This window comes from Paenibacillus glucanolyticus (genome assembly GCF_037333485.1).
Lineage (GTDB): Bacteria > Bacillota > Bacilli > Paenibacillales > Paenibacillaceae > Paenibacillus_AQ > Paenibacillus_AQ glucanolyticus.
The window spans coordinates 534,475-552,436 of sequence record NZ_CP147845.1 but is presented as its reverse complement, the minus strand read 5'-3'; the positions used below and the strand labels follow the sequence as shown (position 1 = coordinate 552,436).

At 51.5% G+C, this 17,962-nt stretch carries 14 protein-coding genes; 1 reads left to right on the top strand and 13 read right to left on the bottom strand.

Features of this window, described 5'->3' with window-relative positions:
* Nucleotides 1-48: 48 nt before the first annotated feature.
* Both WDY75_RS02520 and WDY75_RS02515 read right to left on the bottom strand, forming a co-directional pair.
* Entirely contained in the window at nt 49-783 is a 735-nt protein-coding gene (locus tag WDY75_RS02520) for a hypothetical protein (protein ID WP_006213027.1), read from the bottom strand.
* A 69-nt stretch (nt 784-852) separates the two neighbouring features.
* Nucleotides 853-1,581: a polymer-forming cytoskeletal protein gene (locus WDY75_RS02515; RefSeq protein ID WP_063477974.1), complete on the bottom strand. Its 729-nt coding sequence runs from the start codon at nt 1,579-1,581 to the stop codon at nt 853-855.
* A 295-nt stretch (nt 1,582-1,876) separates the two neighbouring features.
* Between WDY75_RS02515 and WDY75_RS02510 the strand changes: the two genes are divergently transcribed.
* A complete protein-coding gene (locus tag WDY75_RS02510; RefSeq protein ID WP_006213029.1) occupies nt 1,877-2,650 on the top strand; it encodes an alpha/beta hydrolase in 774 nt (257 codons plus the stop codon).
* A gap of 210 nt (nt 2,651-2,860) precedes the next feature.
* On the opposite strand, the gene argH is transcribed toward WDY75_RS02510, so the two are convergent.
* From argH to secA, 11 genes are all read right to left on the bottom strand, one after another.
* On the bottom strand, nt 2,861-4,276 hold the full coding sequence (argH, locus tag WDY75_RS02505; RefSeq protein WP_006213030.1) for an argininosuccinate lyase: 1,416 nt from the start codon (nt 4,274-4,276) through the stop codon (nt 2,861-2,863).
* A gap of 258 nt (nt 4,277-4,534) precedes the next feature.
* Complete coding sequence (locus WDY75_RS02500) at nt 4,535-5,767, bottom strand: argininosuccinate synthase (protein ID WP_006213031.1); 1,233 nt, start codon at nt 5,765-5,767, stop codon at nt 4,535-4,537.
* 107 nt (nt 5,768-5,874) lie between these two features.
* A complete protein-coding gene (argF, locus tag WDY75_RS02495) occupies nt 5,875-6,831 on the bottom strand; it encodes an ornithine carbamoyltransferase (protein WP_063477975.1) in 957 nt (318 codons plus the stop codon).
* 64 nt (nt 6,832-6,895) lie between these two features.
* A complete protein-coding gene (locus WDY75_RS02490; RefSeq protein WP_006213033.1) occupies nt 6,896-8,116 on the bottom strand; it encodes an acetylornithine transaminase in 1,221 nt (406 codons plus the stop codon).
* 237 nt (nt 8,117-8,353) lie between these two features.
* On the bottom strand, nt 8,354-9,193 hold the full coding sequence (argB, locus tag WDY75_RS02485) for an acetylglutamate kinase (protein ID WP_006213034.1): 840 nt from the start codon (nt 9,191-9,193) through the stop codon (nt 8,354-8,356).
* Between the two features lie 32 nt (nt 9,194-9,225).
* On the bottom strand, nt 9,226-10,452 hold the full coding sequence (gene argJ / locus WDY75_RS02480) for a bifunctional glutamate N-acetyltransferase/amino-acid acetyltransferase ArgJ (RefSeq protein ID WP_006213035.1): 1,227 nt from the start codon (nt 10,450-10,452) through the stop codon (nt 9,226-9,228).
* An 18-nt stretch (nt 10,453-10,470) separates the two neighbouring features.
* Nucleotides 10,471-11,526, bottom strand: coding sequence for an N-acetyl-gamma-glutamyl-phosphate reductase (argC, locus tag WDY75_RS02475; RefSeq protein ID WP_063477976.1), 1,056 nt, complete (start codon nt 11,524-11,526; stop codon nt 10,471-10,473).
* 398 nt (nt 11,527-11,924) lie between these two features.
* Nucleotides 11,925-12,494 (bottom strand): GNAT family N-acetyltransferase, encoded by a 570-nt coding sequence (locus tag WDY75_RS02470; protein WP_006213037.1) that lies wholly within the window; start codon nt 12,492-12,494, stop codon nt 11,925-11,927.
* A 283-nt stretch (nt 12,495-12,777) separates the two neighbouring features.
* A complete protein-coding gene (locus tag WDY75_RS02465; RefSeq protein ID WP_063477977.1) occupies nt 12,778-13,683 on the bottom strand; it encodes a YitT family protein in 906 nt (301 codons plus the stop codon).
* A 26-nt stretch (nt 13,684-13,709) separates the two neighbouring features.
* A protein-coding gene (prfB, locus tag WDY75_RS02460) for a peptide chain release factor 2 (RefSeq protein ID WP_100086551.1) occupies nt 13,710-14,823 on the bottom strand; the annotation gives its coding sequence in 2 pieces (ribosomal slippage) (nt 13,710-14,750 and nt 14,752-14,823; 1,113 coding nt in all).
* 258 nt (nt 14,824-15,081) lie between these two features.
* Nucleotides 15,082-17,595 carry a preprotein translocase subunit SecA gene (secA, locus tag WDY75_RS02455; protein WP_006213040.1) on the bottom strand — a complete coding sequence of 838 codons (2,514 nt, stop codon included), beginning with the start codon at nt 17,593-17,595 and terminating at the stop codon, nt 15,082-15,084.
* Nucleotides 17,596-17,962: the final 367 nt, after the last annotated feature.

Here is a 17,962-nt window from a genome sequence, read left to right as displayed (position 1 = left end):
AAGCCCGTATACGCGAACTCACCGAATACGGGCTTTTAGCCTTAAAAATCATATGGAATCTATTTTATAAAAATCTTTGACAACGGCCTTGGCATCTGCACTGAAAGTCTCGGTATATTCCACCCGGTCTATGGTGCAGCCTTTACCAATATGCACTCGGCTGCCCCTGACAACAGACGCTCTCGTATTCTCCAAGCGAATCTCCTCGCCTACGATCCGCTCGGCATTCAGATGCCCCCTGCGGGATGAATGAAACAACTTCGCCAGCTTCGTCGGCGCTACCGTGATCATGCGGCTTCGAATTTCAGGGACACTTGAAATTTGCTTGATTAACGTTAAGTTCAATTCCCTGGCCTGTACGTGCCCATTCACGCTTAGCGTTCCCCGAACCGTCATCTGCTCTGCTTCCACATTGCCTTGAACGGTAACCGTGCCATTCACGACCCCCTTGACGAAGAACAGATCCATCCCTGTACTCAGATCTCCATTCATACCAATGTGGCTGATCCTTGCGTTTCTCCCAGCATCAAGACTCCCGTTAATGCGGATACGCTCCATTTCTACATGGTCAGAGACCTTTAGATGACCGTTAACCCGTGCCAGCCTTCCGAGCAGGCTTCCATTGACAATGGCACTTCCATTACAGCGCAGCAGATGGCAATCAGTATCTCCGTTAATGACACCTTCGCCGTTAATTCGCAGCCTTCCCACGACACCGCCGCCAACGGTTCCGTCACCCATAATAGAAATACCGGGTCTTTCCACAGCCGTATCATTAACCACTCTTCGCCGCCTCCTTGATTCCCACCTAATCGGCCTTAACCTGAATGCTTATGGCATGGTTAAACTAACTTAAAACCGCCGGGATGCTTTGACTTCTGCCTCCGGATGCTGCGTCAATTCGTCTCTGTATTCCACTTGCCTTACCTCGCATCCTTTGCCGAGAATCACCCGGTTACCGCGGACAATATCGGCCTCGATATATTCTAAATCCAAGATATCCCCTTCAATAATCCGTGCCTCTACCCGCGCTCCCTTTAATGGCAGGGACAGCATTTCCCAGAGGCGCTTCCCCTTCTTGCGGGTGGTAATCCGGTCTCCCACGATTTCTTGAGCGGAACAGCGACCAAACACTCGAATATCCGCTGTTCCTACATGCAGACGGCCATCAATCTTAAAGCCTCCCTTAAGCGTGGCCGACTCACTCCGAACATCCCCACGGCTTCGCAAATTTCCGTTCACTTCAAGCCTCTCGGATTCCGAATCTCCGTGAATGCTGCAATGTCCGCCAATAACAATAGAACGGCAGCGCAACCCTTCCTTCAGACTCAAGCTGCCGGCAACATTCAGTTCTTCGGCGTCTACAGCTCCCTTGATGCTTCCCGAACCGTTAACGCGAATTGTACGTGCGGCTACAGCTCCATTCACACTCATCGTTCCGTTACCTATTAATTCCTCGCAATCCAGATTTCCGTTCACCTGCCCTGCACCATCAATTCTCACCTTGTTATACTGACCGCCGCTTGAAGTTCCCGTTCCCGATATTTTCAGGTCAGACAAGTTTTCGTTATGTGGTATCATGTTAATCCTCCTCTGGATTTAAAAGTAATGACCGTATATATATCAGCTACTGCCTGCAACGTTATTTATTTCTCAAGTATTTTTCATTACTTTGCACCGTTTAAAGTCATAATCTCCCTCTAAGATACCATAGTGTTGCTATTCATAAAACAGCCCGATGACGGAACTTAGTCTCGGTCTTGAGACCGAGGCATTTTCATACGAATTTCTTGGAGAATGGGCAAATAATTATGATATGATTCTGATATGCACGTCGTTGATCTCTCATATGTAAAAATGAAAGGGGATACATATCATGGCTCTTATGACTTGTCGCTTTTTTTCGGAGGTTCTCGGTCTCAGCACATCCATGACCGTCATTCTGCCTCAGCAAACCACATCACAGATCGGGATGACCAACCATGCCAAAAGCGGGCTTCATCCAACGCTGTTCCTGCTGCATGGTTTATCTGACGATGATTCCATTTGGCTGCGCAGAACCTCCATCGAACGCTATGTCGCCGAGATGGGCATTGCTGTTGTTATGCCGCAAGTACACCGCAGCTTCTATACGGACATGGAATACGGAGGTAAGTACTGGACCTTCATCAGCAAAGAACTTCCGGCCATAGCCCGTTCTTTCTTCCCGCTGTCGCATGCCAGAGAAGATAACTTCGTTGCAGGCTTATCCATGGGCGGGTACGGTGCATTCAAGCTGGCGCTGCGCTGTCCGGAATCTTTTGCTGCGGCGGCCAGTTTGTCTGGAGCACTCGACATGGCAGGTCATATCGAAAGAAATGAAGCCTTGTTTGAGCACCAATTAGTCTACGGAGAACGGGACATCACCGGCACCGACAACGACCTGCTGTGGCTGCTTCAGGAAGTGGACCGCATGGAAGGGCCAAAACCCCTCCTGTATCAATGCTGCGGAACGGAAGACTTCCTGTATCAGGACAATCAGGCCTTCCGCAAGGCTTGTGAAGGAACGTCCCTTGATTTCACATATCAGGAGGGACCGGGCGGCCATGATTGGGGCTATTGGGATACCCACATTCAGGACGTGCTGAAGTGGCTTCCACTGAAGGCCTGAGAAACAGAAACTATGACATGAGAATACCGGAGGCGCTGATTGGTTGAGCGAAGTATCCATGGGGCTATGCCTGCTTCGAATCGGGATTCGAAAGCCTGTACCTGCTGCCTGCTTCTCATGCTTATGATACAAAAAAAGATGGATCGGCACATGGTTTGTGCTGATCCATCTTTTTTATTTTAACCATGCCCTCTGTGTACGTTACTCTACTTACTCTACGTTTCCTTGACGAACGTTCAGCCACTCTTCCGTCGCTTGTTGTGTCTGCACGGAACGCTCGATCGCAGCCTTCACCTGACTGGTTGCCGTACCACCGTACACATTACGCGCATTAACCACCGTCTCGGGCTGAAGCACATCGTAGATGGAGTCATCGAACAGCTCCGAGAACTGCTTGAATTCTTCCAGCGTCAGGTCCAGCAAGTACTTGCTGTTCTGAATACAGTACAATACCGTCTTGCCGATCACTTCATGCGCCTGACGGAATGGAAGTCCCTTGCCGACCAGGAAGTCCGCAATATCCGTTGCGTTGGAGAAGTCGGTATTCACCGCCTCCCGCATGCGGCCCTTGTTGACCTTCATCGTTGCGATCATCGGAGCAAACAGCTGCAGTGCACCTTCCAGCGTGGCCACTGTGTCAAACATGCCCTCTTTGTCTTCCTGCATATCCTTATTGTAAGCAAGCGGAAGCGACTTGAGGACGGTAAGCAGGCCCATCAGGTTGCCGTATACCCGACCGGTTTTACCGCGGACAAGCTCAGGTACATCCGGATTCTTCTTCTGCGGCATAATGCTGCTGCCTGTGCAGAACGCATCGTCAAGCTCGATGAAATTGAACTCCGTGCTGCTCCAGAGCACCAGCTCCTCGCTTAAGCGAGACAAGTGCATCATGATGATGGATGCATCCGAGAGGAATTCCAGAATAAAATCACGGTCGCTGACCGCATCCAGACTGTTCTCGTAAACGCCGTCAAATCCAAGCTGCTCCGCCACGAAATGACGGTCAATCGGGAACGTTGTGCCGGCAAGCGCACCCGCTCCAAGCGGAAGCACGTTAATGCGCTTGTAGCTGTCGATCAAACGGTCGATATCCCGCTGGAACATGGACACGTAAGCCATCAAATGATGAGCGAACAAAATCGGCTGTGCACGCTGCAGATGCGTATACCCTGGAATGATCGTATCCAGGTTATCCTTCGCTTGTCCGATCAAGGCGGTCTGCAGCTCATGCAGCATACCAGTCAACGCCACAACACGGTTACGCAGGTACAGATGCATGTCTGTAGCCACCTGATCGTTGCGGCTGCGGCCTGTGTGCAGTTTGCCGCCGACAGGTCCGACTTCGTCGATCAGATTTTTCTCGATATTCATATGAATATCCTCATCCGATACAGAGAACGCAATGCTGCCTTCACGAATGCGCTCTAGCACCTTGTTCAAGCCTGCCTTGATCGTCTCCACATCCTCTGCCGGCACGATGCCGCATTTGCCCAGCATGGACACATGCGCAAGGCTTCCCTGAATGTCCTCCTCAGCCAGCTGTTTGTCAAAACCGATGGATGCCGTATACTCCTCCACCAATGCGTTGGTCTGCTTCGTAAAGCGTCCGCCCCATAACTTGCTCACAACACTTGCCCCTCTCTGTTTAAGGCAGAGGGCCGCTTCCCGCTAGAAAGCTCCCTGTTTCCCGGTAGTCACGAGAAACATCGGAGCTCCCAAGCATGAAAACGGCCTTCAGCCTGTTCATTACTTCTCGATCCATACATCTGTACTTGGTCTATTGCCAAATCCATGAACAAACCATGCTGTATGCTTCAAGTCGCATATCCCAGCCCGCGTGCTTAGTGCAAGCATTCTGTCTACACGGGCCCTTGCTTGCGAGTCTTATTGATTCTGGTTCACACCGGTTGCCACTTTCAAACGCAGTGCGTTCAAGCGAATAAAGCCGGTAGCATCGCCTTGATCATACGCTTGCGTTGGATCAGCTTCCATCGTTGCGATATCCGGATTGTACAAGCTGACCGGACTCTTCACGCCTGCTCCGATGATGTTGCCTTTGTACAGCTTCACGCGCACCGTACCGGATACGTTCTTCTGGCTTTCGGTTACCAGCGCTTGCAGTGCGAGACGCTCAGGCGCAAACCAGAAACCGTTGTAGACCAAAGTGCTGTAACGGGTAATGAGGCTGTCACGCAGGTTCATCACTTCACGGTCCATCGTGATGGATTCCATTTTGCGATGAGCGGTAAACAGGATGGTTCCCCCCGGAGTCTCGTAGACACCGCGGCTCTTCATACCCACGAAACGGTTCTCCACCATATCCACGCGACCGATGCCGTGCTTGCCGCCCAGCTCATTCAGCTTCTCCATCACCTGCAGCGGACTCAGAGACTCTCCGTTTAGGGCAACGACATTCCCTTGTTCAAAAGTAAGCTCCAGATACTCTGCCTCATCCGGTGCATCTTCGGGAGATACGCTGAGCAGGTACATATCCTTGCTGTCCTCTGCACTTGCATCGAACCAAGGGTCCTCCAGCACGCCGCTCTCATAACTGATGTGGAGCAGGTTGCGGTCCATGGAGTAGGATTTGGCTGCCGATGCCGTTACCGGAATGCCATGCGCTTCCGCGTAAGCAATCATCTCCGCGCGTCCCGGGAAGGAGCTACGGAACTCCTCGATACGCCAAGGCGCGATCACTTCAATGTCCGGTGCCAAGCCAGCTACGCCCAGCTCGAAACGGACCTGGTCGTTCCCTTTGCCGGTAGCTCCGTGCGCTATCGCTGTTGCCCCTTCGGCGCGTGCGATATCCACCATGCGCTTCGCAATCAGTGGGCGTGCGATGCTGGTACCGAGCAGGTACTGCCCTTCATACATAGCACCGGCTTGGAACATCGGGTAGATGAAATCATTCGCGAATTCATCGCGCAGATCGTCGATGTATACTTTGGATGCGCCGGTTGCCAGCGCTTTTTCCTCAAGTCCGTCCAGCTCTTCCTTCTGGCCGATGTCAGCCGTGAAAGCAATGATCTCCGCATCGTAAGTTTCTTTCAGCCACTTCAGAATTACGGACGTATCCAGGCCACCGGAATACGCCAGTACGATTTTTTGTTTTGCCATGGTTAAACTCCCTCTCTTTGTTACTAACAACTCTGTTCTTCATTATACTAAAGAAAACGTCCGCAGAGACATTTTCATAGAGAATGCACCCTCCGCTATAAACGGCGTTATGCCATCAAAGCAACCATCAAAGCCTTCTGGGCATGGAGACGATTCTCGGCCTGATCGAATATGACGGAGTTGACGCCGTCGATCACCCCTTCGCTGACCTCTTCGCCACGATGGGCCGGAAGACAATGCAGGAACAAATAATCCGGCTTCGCCACCTTTACAAGTTCCTCGTTCACCTGATAGTCTGCAAACGCAACTTCCCGCTGTGCCTGCTCCTCTTCAAAGCCCATGCTGGCCCATACATCCGTATAGATCACATCCGCATCCTTCGCGGCTTCGATTGGATCCTGCGTAATCGTAATGCTGCCGCCGGTTTGTGCTGCGATATCCTCGCTCAGCTTCACAATGCCGGCATCCGCCTCGTAGCCCTTCGGACTGGCCAAGGCCACATGCATGCCCATCTTGGCTCCGCCAATCAGAAGGGAATGCGCCATGTTGTTGCCATCGCCGATGAAGGCCATTTTGAGGCCTTTCAGCTTGCCCTTGTGCTCCAGCACCGTCTGCAGGTCCGCCAGCACCTGACATGGATGTGCCATATCACTCAGACCATTAATGACCGGAATGGAGGCATATCTCGCCAGGTTCACCACATTGTCGTGTCCGAAGGTACGGATCATCAGGCCGTCCAGATAGCGGGACATTACCTGGGCCATATCGCTGATCGGCTCCCCGCGTCCAAGCTGAATATCATTTTTGCTTAAAAAGAGTGCATGTCCGCCCAGTTGGAACATTCCCGTCTCGAACGAAATCCGTGTCCGCGTGGACGACTTCTCGAATATCAAGCCGATCGTCTTGCCTTTCAGCGGCTGATAGACTTCACCGTTCTTCTGCTTGCGCTTAATCTCGATAGCCGAATCCAGCAAGAACTGAATTTCTTCCGTGGAGTATTCATCCAGCTCTATCATATCCCGCCCTTTCAGGCTTAATTCCTTCACTTGTCCGCTTGCGGTCATAAACTTAAATCCTCCTTGCCGTATACTGTTATTGTCAAAGCTACATATAGGATAACGGCTCTCGTTATGCTTGCTGAACCGCTGAATGCTCATGAATCAGTTCTGTAATAATGGATACCGCCTGATCGATTTCTTGTCTTGTCACGTACAGATTCGGCAGCAGTCGAATCACTTCCGGTCCCGCTGTCACGAACAGCAGTCCGCGGCTCTGTCCTTTCAGTACCAGCTCGCCAACCGGCTCCGCGCATTCGATCCCGATCAGCAGGCCTTTGCCCCGAATGGCCTTCACAAAGGGATGACCGCCCAGGCTCTCGTTCAGCTTCGCCATCAAATATTCTCCGGCGTCCGCCGCGCGCTGCGGCACATGATCCTCAATCATCGTCTCGATGGTAGCCTGGATGACGGAGCTCGCAATGGGTGTGCCGCCAAACGTCGTGGCATGGCTGCCTGCCGTGAAGGCTTCGCGCAGATAGCCTTTGCCCAGCATCGCGCCGACCGGGAAGCCGGAGCCAAGCCCTTTGGCTACGGTAAAAATATCCGGCTCAATGCCGTAATGCTCATGCGCAAACAGCTTGCCGGTACGGCCCATGCCCGTCTGAACCTCGTCAACAATCAGCAGCAGACCGTGCTTCTTGCACAGCTCGGTCACGGCTTGCAGGAATTCCGGCTCCACCGGATGCACGCCGCCTTCCGCCTGCACCATCTCGATCATGATGGCTGCGGTATTGTTGTTAATGGCAGCTTCAAGTGCCGGAAGGTCATGCAGCGGGACGCTCTTGAAACCACCCGGCAGCGGAAGGAAGCCTTCCTTCACCTTATCCTGGCCGGTAGCTGTCAATGTAGCCAGCGTCCGTCCATGGAAGGACTGGGTAAACGTAATCACCTCGTAGCGCCCCGTACCCTTCACCTTCTGATGGTAGCGGCGCGCGAGCTTGATGGCTGCTTCGTTAGCTTCCGCTCCGCTGTTGCAGAAGAAAACGGCATCAGCACATGTGTTTGCTGTCAGCAGCGCTGCCGCTTTTTCCTGGCCGGGAATGTGAAACAGGTTCGAGACATGCCACAATTCATCCAGTTGGGCCTTCAGCTTCTCTTTCACTTTCACGGGAGCATGACCGAGATTCGTTACTGCCAGCCCTGCCATGAAATCAAGATATTTGTTGCCTTGATCATCCCATAGCCAGCTGCCTTCTCCTTTTACCAGGGCGATTGGATATCTGGCGTACGTCTGGAACAATGAGCTTTCATTCGCTGCTACGATACCGCTAACCGCTGTTTCTTTTCCCATGACCTTCACACACTCCTTTGCATTTGGACAAAACAGGTTCATCATCATGAACTCTGACTGCTCTTTCATCACTACGCATGCGGATTGTTCTTTCGATCGCTGTTGCCCCCAGATTTTCTAATAAAATGGATACAACTGTTAAAATCCGGGGGCAAGGCGACCGCGTTGCTTCTCCAGAACAATTCCGCCTCCTCCGTTGAGGTCGTTCTATTCGTAAAAACTCAATCTGTTCATTTATTATGACATCCGCACAATACGCGTTCCCAGCACTTCTCCACCAAGGACACGGCTCAGCACGTTCGGTTCGCTTCCGTTCACGATGACAACCTCGCTCACTTTGCCATGGATGCAGCTGATGGCCGCTCTGACCTTGGGAATCATCCCCCCGTAGATCTCGCCCGTGCCGATCATGTCTTCAATCTCTTGCACCGTCACGGTCGGAAGCACCCGCTTCTCGCCGCCCGTCCCCTTCATGATCCCGGGCACGTCGGTGACAACAATCATCCGCTTGACCCCCAGATGGGAGGCAACGGCGCCAGCAGCCGTATCTGCATTGATATTGTAGCGCTGACCGGATGAATCCACACCAATCGGCGCAACCACAGGCATGTATCCCATCTTCAGTACACCGCTCAGTATGGATGACTTCACCTTCGTTACATCGCCAACCCAGCCAACCTCCGCATGGTTCGTAACCGGTTTGGCCTCGATCAGTCCTCCGTCCGAGCCGGACAAGCCGATAGCAGAGCCGCCCACGCTTTGTATCCGTCTTACAATCCCTTTATTGATAGTGCCTGCGAGCACCATCTCCACAACGTCCAGCACATCCTCCGTCGTCTTGCGCAGTCCATTCACGAACTCGGTCTCGATACCGAGTTTCTCCAGATTGCCGGAGATGGCAGGACCGCCTCCATGAACAATTACAGGATGGACTCCCTTCTGCTGCAGCTCCTTCAAATCCTCGAAGAAGCTGTCCGGAAGTGCAGCGAGCGTGCTGCCGCCGCATTTCATGACAAAGGTATCTGCCCCCGATGTTTGGACCGGCAACGTATCCTCTTGATCGATCGTGCTCTTCATATCCGTCTCCTCCCGATCTATAGGTGATTTATCTACGTACGGTAAGCCGCATTAATGCGGACATAGTCATAGGTCAAGTCACAGCCCCACGCCGTGGCTGATCCATTCCCGATATGCAGCTTCACATCAATGTCCACGGAATCGCCCTGAAGGTAAACCAGTGCGGCATCCTCGTCAAAAGCAACCGGTCTGGACTGCTCCAGCACCGAAATTGGACCTATGGCAATATCAACCGTCTCCGGGTTGACCGGACGACCCGCACGACCTACAGCCGCAATAATGCGCCCCCAGTTGGCATCTGCCCCGAACACCGCGGATTTCACCAGGCTGGAGCCAATGATCGTCTTGGCAATCGCTTGGGCATCATCGTCACACTCGGCACCGTTCACGCGAACCTCGATCAAGCGGGACGCTCCCTCTCCATCACGCGCGATGGCCTTCGCCAGCTGCTGGCACACATGGTGGAAGCCCGCTGCGAACGCATCCCAATCGGGATGCTCCGGTGTCAATGCCTCGTGCTCCGCCAGGCCGCTGGCCATCGCAATCAGCATATCGTTCGTGCTCGTATCCCCATCCACGGTTATCATATTAAAGGTCAGGTTGGTCGTTTGGCGCAGCAGCAGCTGCAGCGCTTCCTGATCAATGACCGCATCTGTCGTCATAAACCCGAGCATGGTTGCCATGTTCGGGTGAATCATCCCCGATCCCTTCGCTGTTCCCGCGATGGTAACCTTTGTACCGTTGACTTGGACGGTGACGCAGGCTTCTTTTTTCACGAGATCCGTTGTCAAAATCGCCTGGCTGAAGCTTTCCGCTCCTTCACTCTCGCCACTGAGATGTGCCGGCAAGCTGGCAATGCCTGAAGATACACGATCCATCTTCAGCAGTTCGCCGATGACTCCTGTCGAGGCTACGGCCACATCGTCTGCATCCAGATTGAATTGCGAAGCCGTGTTGGAACGCATCGTATATGCATCCTCTTCACCCTGCTTACCCGTGCAGGCATTGGCGTTCCCGCTGTTGACAACAATAGCGCGAAGCTTGCCATCCTGCAGACTCTCACGCGTTACCTTCAGCGGTGCCGCCTGAAAAAGATTCGTTGTATATACCGCAGCCGCCACGGCAGGCACATCACATACGATGACACCCAGATCGTTACGGTCTGTTTTCTTAAGTCCACAGTGGAGGCCGGCCGCCTTGAAGCCTTGCGGCGTTACAATGCTACCCCCTTCAATTATCGCAAACGTATTCTCTCCCATGTCTGTATCCCCAGCCGCTTACGGATAAATCGGCGTAAACGTAAGTCCGAGGCTCTCCTCCCATCCCATCATCAAGTTCAGGTTCTGGATCGCCTGACCGGCCGCACCCTTCACCACATTATCAATGACCGATATTATGGTCACTCTGTTTGTTCGTGCATCCACCGCAAATCCGATGTCGCAATAGTTCGAGCCGCTCACTTCTTTTGTTGCAGGCCATACCCCTTGCTCACGGATTCTCACGAACCGGCGATCTTTGAAATACTGGCGGTACAGCTCAATGAAATCCTCTTCCGTATAAGGACCGTTCAGCGTTGCATACATAGTACTCATAATGCCACGTGTCATCGGTACGAGATGGGTCGTAAAGGTAACCGTGATCGGTTCACCCGCCACCTGAGTCAACACCTGCTCAACCTCAGGAATATGCTGGTGCTTATTCACCTTGTAAGCTTTGAAGTTCTCGTTGATCTCGGCATAATGGGACGTCAAACTCGTTCCCCTTCCGGAGCCGGACACGCCGGATTTAGCGTCGATAATCAGCGAAGAGGCATCGATCCATCCCGCGCTGATGGCCGGGATCAGTCCGAGCAGGGTCGCTGTCGGATAACAGCCCGGATTGGAGATGAAATCCACATCGCGGACCTCCTCGCCAAACACTTCGCATAGGCCGTATACCGCTTTTTCCAAAAGCTCCGCGCTCGGTGCCGGGTGCTTATACCACTGCTCATATATCCCTCCGTCTTTCAAGCGAAAATCGCCTGAAAGGTCAATAACCTTAAGGCCAACTTCCAGCAGCTCCGGCACCAGCTTGGCGCTAACGCCAGAAGGTGTCGCGGCAAACACCAGGTCAGCCACCTCTGCGATTTCCGCTGGATTTACAACATCCAAATTCCGGGTGACGATATTCGTCAAATGCGGAAAACCATCCGATATGGGTGCCCCCGCACTCGATGAAGAAATCACCGACGTAATCTCAACTCGCGGGTGTGATTGCAGCAAGCGGATCAGTTCCACTCCCCCGTAACCGGTAGATCCAACAATGGCAACTCTTAATGTGTTTGTGTCCGTCATATCCTCATCCCTCTCCCCCAGGAACAGCTATAGGACCTTAGGCAAGGTCCCATTCAGCCAGTTCCTTCATCTCTACATCTTACGGATACGGTTCATGCTTCCGGTCGATTCCCGTTGTTCCCCGAAATCTGTATATCTTAGGTGTATAGAAACAAGTCGAGCCGCTGCGAATGCTCCTGAAATGCTTCTTCTTCATGAAGCTGCTGCTGTCAGGCAGCCCTTTACCTTGTTCGGAATGTTTCCGTGTCCCGCATTGAATTGTGGCTCTCTTACTAACAAGTTTCCCATTGACCTATCCGTCTCATAAATATGTATTATTATACGACCGTATTCATATAAATACAATGGATTATTCAAATTTGGTCCAATTTTCATGCATGCCCATGATCCTTCAACCTTTAATTAGCCGATTCATAATCTTCTTTTAGTATGGAGAATAATTTAAGGTCCCAATGCTGCCCCTTGATCTTGATCCCTTTTCTTAACGTGCCCTCATAGGACATGCCGATCTTCTCCATCACACGCTGGGAGCCGATGTTCTCTGTAATGCAGCGGGCCTGGATGCGTACAAGCTCCATCTGGCCAAAGCCCAGCTTCAGCAATGCAGTGGCCGCCTCTGTCATAAGTCCTTGTCCCCAACAATCGCGTGCCAGTACATAACCGATCTCGGCACTCTGATGCCCGGGCTTCCACCATACAAAATCCACCGTCCCCACCATACGTCCGCTTTCCTTCAGCTCAATCCCCCACGGGGCGATATCATGCTTCGCATATTGGGCCAGTATAAATTGAATGAATCGCTTACTGTCATTAACGGAGCGGTGGGTTTCCCAAGTTACGTGTTTTGTAACCTCATCATCGGAGGCATAGACATACATCTCGTTTGCATCCTGCATCGATACTCTGCGAAGACGCAGACGTTCTGTCTCCAGCACTGGCAAATTACCATAGATCTGTTCAATCTCCATCATCCTCTACCCCCTACAAGTTTAGTTTCCATTATATGCTCTTTACTAGAAAAATAAAGGAGAATTCAAGGCTGCCGCTACTGGGGGTGGATGTTGGCCCCATAAGAAAACTATCTGTCATTGTATCTTCACAGAGGGCAGACTGCGTTAGGGAAGATTTTTTGCGATGATCGAACTTCCAGCTTCACTGAAATCGGATTCGTCTGAAAATAGAAAAAGAGACGGTGATATACACCGTCCCTTCCTATCGCCGAGAATGTCTCGGCCGCTGTATTCTATTGGCTTACGCCTTAATATTGCGGAATCCTTCACCCAATACCTCATGCGCATTGCTGATAATTACAAAAGCATTCGGATCTACCGACTGGACCACTGTCTTTAGACGGGGAATCTCGCTCTGCCCGACTACCACCATCAGGACGGTTCGATGTTCACCCGTATAGCCTCCCTCAGCGGTTAGCTTGGTTAATCCCCGGTCCAAATCCTCCAGAATAGCCTTCGTTATCGGCTCGTTATGATCGGATATAATGTAGGCCACCTTGGTAAAGCTGAAGCCAAGCTCAATGGCATCAATCACTTTGCCTGTAACATACAGTCCAATCAGTGCGTATAACGCCTGCTCCAGTGACAGCACCAGTGCTGCCGATGAGATCACAATCGCATCCAGCAGTACGACACAGAGGGAGAACGTCAGACCGCTGTATTTTTGCAAGAGCTGTGCCACGATGGTCAGCCCGCCCGTCGACCCCCGGCCGCGATAGACCAGCCCCATCCCGATACCGACCCCGATTCCTCCATAAATGGAGGCCAGAAGTGGATTGGAGGTTGGGATTGGCCAGTCCTTGGTCAGGAAAACAAACAACGGCAGAATCACGCTGCCCAGCAGGGAACGAATGCCGTAATCGCGTCCAAGCAGCCAGAAGCCGAGTACAAACAATGGGATGTTCAGTGCCCACTGCGTAAAAGCCGGTTCAATGCCGAGCCATGATTGCGCAAGAACGGACAAACCCGACACGCCGCCGGAGGCAATGTGATTCGGGAGGAAAAATAAATTGAATGACAGGGCCATGATAAACGAGCCGATGATAATAAAAATTGCGTCCACCGTCTGCCGAAGGGGACCGTTGATCGGAATCAGGGGTTCTCTTTTTCTTTTGTTAATCGATGGATTGCCAGTGGATTGCGCCATAGTTCTTCAATTCTCTCCTCAACGTCCTACTCGACTTCCTGCTTGATCTGGCTGCGCAAATAGCCATCGATAAAAGCATCCAGATCTCCGTCCATGACGGCTCCAATATTACCGGTCTCCACCTGTGTACGGTGGTCCTTAGCCATACTGTACGGGTGAAATACATACGAACGGATCTGGCTGCCCCAAGCGATTTCCGACTGCTCGCCGCGAATTTCCGCCAATTCCTTCTTCTGCTCCTCGATTTTGCGCTCGTAGAGCTTGGAACGAAGCATCGTCATGGCACGCTCACGGTTCTTGATCTGAGAGCGTTCATTCTGACACGTCACCACCACGCCGGTTGGCAAGTGAGTGATCCGTACGGCCGAGTCCGTCGTATTGATATGCTGACCCCCTGCACCACTGGCACGGTAGGTATCAATCTTCAGATCCTCGGTGCGGATATCCAGCTCGATTTCATCATTGATTTCCGGTACCACATCGCAGGATACAAAGGAGGTATGACGGCGACCGGAAGAGTCGAATGGTGATATGCGAACCAGACGATGAACTCCTTTTTCCGCTTTCAAATATCCGTAAGCATTGTAGCCCTTGATCAGCAGCGTTACACTCTTGATTCCCGCTTCGTCGCCTGGTAAGTAATCCAGTGTTTCCACCTTGAAGCCGCGCTTCTCCGCCCAGCGGGTATACATTCGGTGCAGCATTTGGCCCCAGTCTTGCGACTCGGTTCCGCCCGCTCCGGGATGCAGCTCAAGGATGGCATTCATTTTATCGTAAGGCTGGTTCAACAGCAGCTGAAGCTCAAATTCCTCCACGCGCTTAACCAAGTCCTTAATTGTCTCGCCAATTTCTCCTGCAAGGGAGTCGTCGCCTTCTTCATCCGCCAGTTCAGTCATAACAACAGCATCATCGTAATCCTGCTGAAGTTTTTGATACTGATCCACGGATGATTTCACAGCATTCATCTCAGCAATGAGCGCTTGGGCTTTTTCATTATCGTCCCAAAAATCCGGGGCAGCCATCTTCTCCTCAAAATTCTCAATCATTTCCTGTTTGAGATCTAAGTCAAAGAGACCCCCTAAGATTGGTTAGTTTCTTGCTGATTTCACGCAGGTCCTGCTTCACACTTGGTTCGATCATGAGTCCCTCGTCCTTTCTTATCTATACGTAATCGTAATAACTTCAGTATACCCTCTCCTGCATGGAAAACGTTCCATATTCAAGAGAAATTTATGCGACTTTACTAGATCATTCGTTATTTATTCAGATAAACTCCCTTAAGCGCAGCAGAGGTTTCGGATCGCTGTGGATAAGACCACAATGACCGGTTCATCTGCTGCTCTTAAGGGAGTTGAAAAATCAGCGCCTATACACAAGGCCGTTTTATGAAAATGTAGCTTAAGCGTTCTGTCCGTGGCAGTGCTTATACTTCTTGCCGCTGCCGCAAGGACATGCATCGTTCCGGCCGATCTGTTCAGCTACTTGCACTGGACGCTTCTCGGCTGGCTCGCTGCTGCTGTTCGTGGATACCTTGTTCTCCTCCACGACAGCCTGACGCTCCTGGTTCGTTGCGATCTGCGCCTTCATGATGTACGTTGCCACTTCCTCTTGAATCGTAGCGATCATGGCATTAAACATCTCAAAGCCTTCGAACTGGTATTCGCGAAGCGGATCGGTACCGCCGTATGCACGGAGATGGATACCTTGACGCAGTTGATCCATCGCATCGATGTGATCCATCCACTTGCTGTCTACCGCACGCAGCACGATAACTTTCTCGAACTCGCGTACCATCTCTTCACCAATCGCCTCTTCACGTTCTGCATACTTCTTCATCACGCGCTCAAAGATAAATTCCGTGATTTCTTCCGATTCTTTGCCCCACAGATCTTCGCGGGTAATTGCACCCTCGTCCAGCAGCTTGCTGTTAACGAAGTCTGCCACTTCTTGCAGTTCCCAGTTCTCCGGAATATCATCGCTGCAGTGAGCCTGAACAACCCGTTCAATGACCGGCTTCATCATCTCAACAACGATTTGCTTAATGTCTTGGGACTCCAGAATCTCGCGGCGTTGTTTGTAAATGATCTCACGCTGCTGGTTCATCACGTCATCATATTGAAGAACGACTTTACGCATGTCGAAGTTATTGCCCTCAACCCGCTTCTGCGCGGATTCAACCGCACGGGTAATCATCTTGCTCTCGATCGGCTGATCTTCTTCAAAGCCAAGACGCTCCATCATGTTCAGAACGTTGTCTGTACCAAAACGTTTCATCAGTTCATCGCCCAGGGACAAATAGAACTGAGTGGATCCTGGGTCACCTTGACGACCGGCACGACCACGCAGCTGGTTATCGATCCGGCGCGATTCGTGACGCTCCGTACCGATAATGTGAAGTCCGCCAATATTCTGCACGCCTTCACCCAGCAAAATATCCGTACCGCGTCCCGCCATATTCGTCGCGATCGTTACAGATCCCGGCTGACCGGCGCGTGAGATGATTTCCGCTTCCTCTGCATGGTACTTCGCATTCAGAACTTTATGCTGAATGCCTTTGCGTTTCAGCATTTCCGATAAACGCTCGGAGTTCTCAATCGAAACCGTACCCACCAGGATCGGTTGATTCTTTTTATGACGTTCCACGATCTCCGTAACAACTGCCTTGAACTTGCCTTCTTCGCTCTTATAGACAACATCCGGCATGTCGTTACGCTGATTCGGTTTGTTTGTAGGAATCTGGAGCACTTCAAGACCATAAATCTTCTTGAACTCTTCTTCCTCTGTCTTCGCTGTACCGGTCATACCTGCCAGCTTGCGATACATACGGAAGTAGTTCTGGAAAGTAATCGTCGCCAGTGTCATGCTCTCGTTCTGAACCTCGATGCCTTCCTTCGCTTCAATCGCCTGGTGAAGACCGTCGCTATAGCGGCGTCCTGCCATCAAGCGGCCCGTGAATTCGTCCACGATAACCACTTCGTCGTCGGTGACAACGTAATCCACGTCGCGGCGCATAATCACGTTCGCTTTCAGCGCTTGTACAATGTGGTGGTTCAGTGTTACATGGTTCTGGTCATACAGGTTTTCGATACCGAAGGAACGCTCCGCCTGGGCAACACCCTTTTCTGTCAGAGCTACGGATTTGACCTTAATATCTACGGTATAATCCTCTTCTGCCGTCAGGCGCTTCACGAAGCGATCCGCTGCAAAATACAGCTCGGTCGATTTCTGAGCTTGTCCCGAGATGATAAGCGGCGTACGCGCTTCGTCAACCAGGATGGAGTCCACTTCATCAATGATACAGAAATAGAGTGGACGCTGAACCATCTGCTCTTTGTAGAGGACCATGTTGTCACGCAGATAGTCAAAGCCGAACTCGTTATTCGTTCCGTACGTAATATCGCATGCATAAGCATGCTGTTTATCCGGGTGTTCCATACCGCTCAGGTTAACCCCAACGGTTAGACCCAGGAAGTTATATATTTGCGCCATTTCCTGGCTGTCACGCTGTGCCAAATAATCATTGACGGTTACAACGTGAACCCCTTTGCCAAGCAGGGCATTTAAGTAAACCGGCAGCGTACCCACAAGGGTCTTACCTTCACCGGTCTTCATCTCTGCAATTCTGCCTTCGTGGAGGGCCATTCCTCCGACCAGCTGTACGTCGTAGTGACGCTTGCCGAGTGTTCGTCTGGAAGCCTCACGGACTGTCGCAAACGCTTCGGGAAGCAGTTCCTCCAGCGTCTCACCTTTCTCGATCCGCGCACGGAACTCCTCGGTTTTCGCTTGCAGCTGCTCATCGGAGAGCTTCTCAAAATCCGGTTCCATTTTGTTGATTACATCGACCGTCTTCATGAGACGTTTGACATCACGCTCGTTGGTGTCGCCGAAAATCTTTTTGACAAGTCCTAGCATGGTTAACCCCTTTCGTGCAAAACAAGTGATAGAATCAACTTCATTAAATGCCAAAGGGTTAAATGATGAAATCGATTCATTGATTCCTTATGATGGTCCCATTTCATGCAGGCTAAAAAGCCTGTCCCGTAAAATGAGGGTTTGCATAAATTGTAACAGTTTGTAAGGGATGCCGCAACAATATGTGCTTTCACAAGAGATGTCTGTTACGTGAAGCCCTACTCTATGAGACGCGAAGACGCCCTGAAAAGTTGCGTGGAGCATTTACCCAGTCGTTGACAATGGGATTATATTCATTTTAGTAGCAAAACTCTACATCTAAAGAGGCGCAGAATAGACGTCCATATATCCAAATAAAGAGCCCCAC

Bases quoted from the DNA above. Each gene is read 5' to 3' on its own strand.
- WDY75_RS02515 (WP_063477974.1), bottom strand. From the start codon at position 1,581: ATGATACCACATAACGAAAACTTGTCTGACCTGAAAATATCGGGAACG.
- WDY75_RS02510 (WP_006213029.1), top strand. From the start codon at position 1,877: ATGGCTCTTATGACTTGTCGCTTTTTTTCGGAGGTTCTCGGTCTCAGC.
- WDY75_RS02500 (WP_006213031.1), bottom strand. From the start codon at position 5,767: ATGGCAAAACAAAAAATCGTACTGGCGTATTCCGGTGGCCTGGATACG.
- argF (WP_063477975.1), bottom strand. From the start codon at position 6,831: ATGACCGCAAGCGGACAAGTGAAGGAATTAAGCCTGAAAGGGCGGGAT.
- WDY75_RS02490 (WP_006213033.1), bottom strand. From the start codon at position 8,116: ATGGGAAAAGAAACAGCGGTTAGCGGTATCGTAGCAGCGAATGAAAGC.
- argB (WP_006213034.1), bottom strand. From the start codon at position 9,193: ATGAAGAGCACGATCGATCAAGAGGATACGTTGCCGGTCCAAACATCG.
- argJ (WP_006213035.1), bottom strand. From the start codon at position 10,452: ATGGGAGAGAATACGTTTGCGATAATTGAAGGGGGTAGCATTGTAACG.
- argC (WP_063477976.1), bottom strand. From the start codon at position 11,526: ATGACGGACACAAACACATTAAGAGTTGCCATTGTTGGATCTACCGGT.
- WDY75_RS02470 (WP_006213037.1), bottom strand. From the start codon at position 12,494: ATGGAGATTGAACAGATCTATGGTAATTTGCCAGTGCTGGAGACAGAA.
- WDY75_RS02465 (WP_063477977.1), bottom strand. From the start codon at position 13,683: ATGGCGCAATCCACTGGCAATCCATCGATTAACAAAAGAAAAAGAGAA.
- secA (WP_006213040.1), bottom strand. From the start codon at position 17,595: ATGCTAGGACTTGTCAAAAAGATTTTCGGCGACACCAACGAGCGTGAT.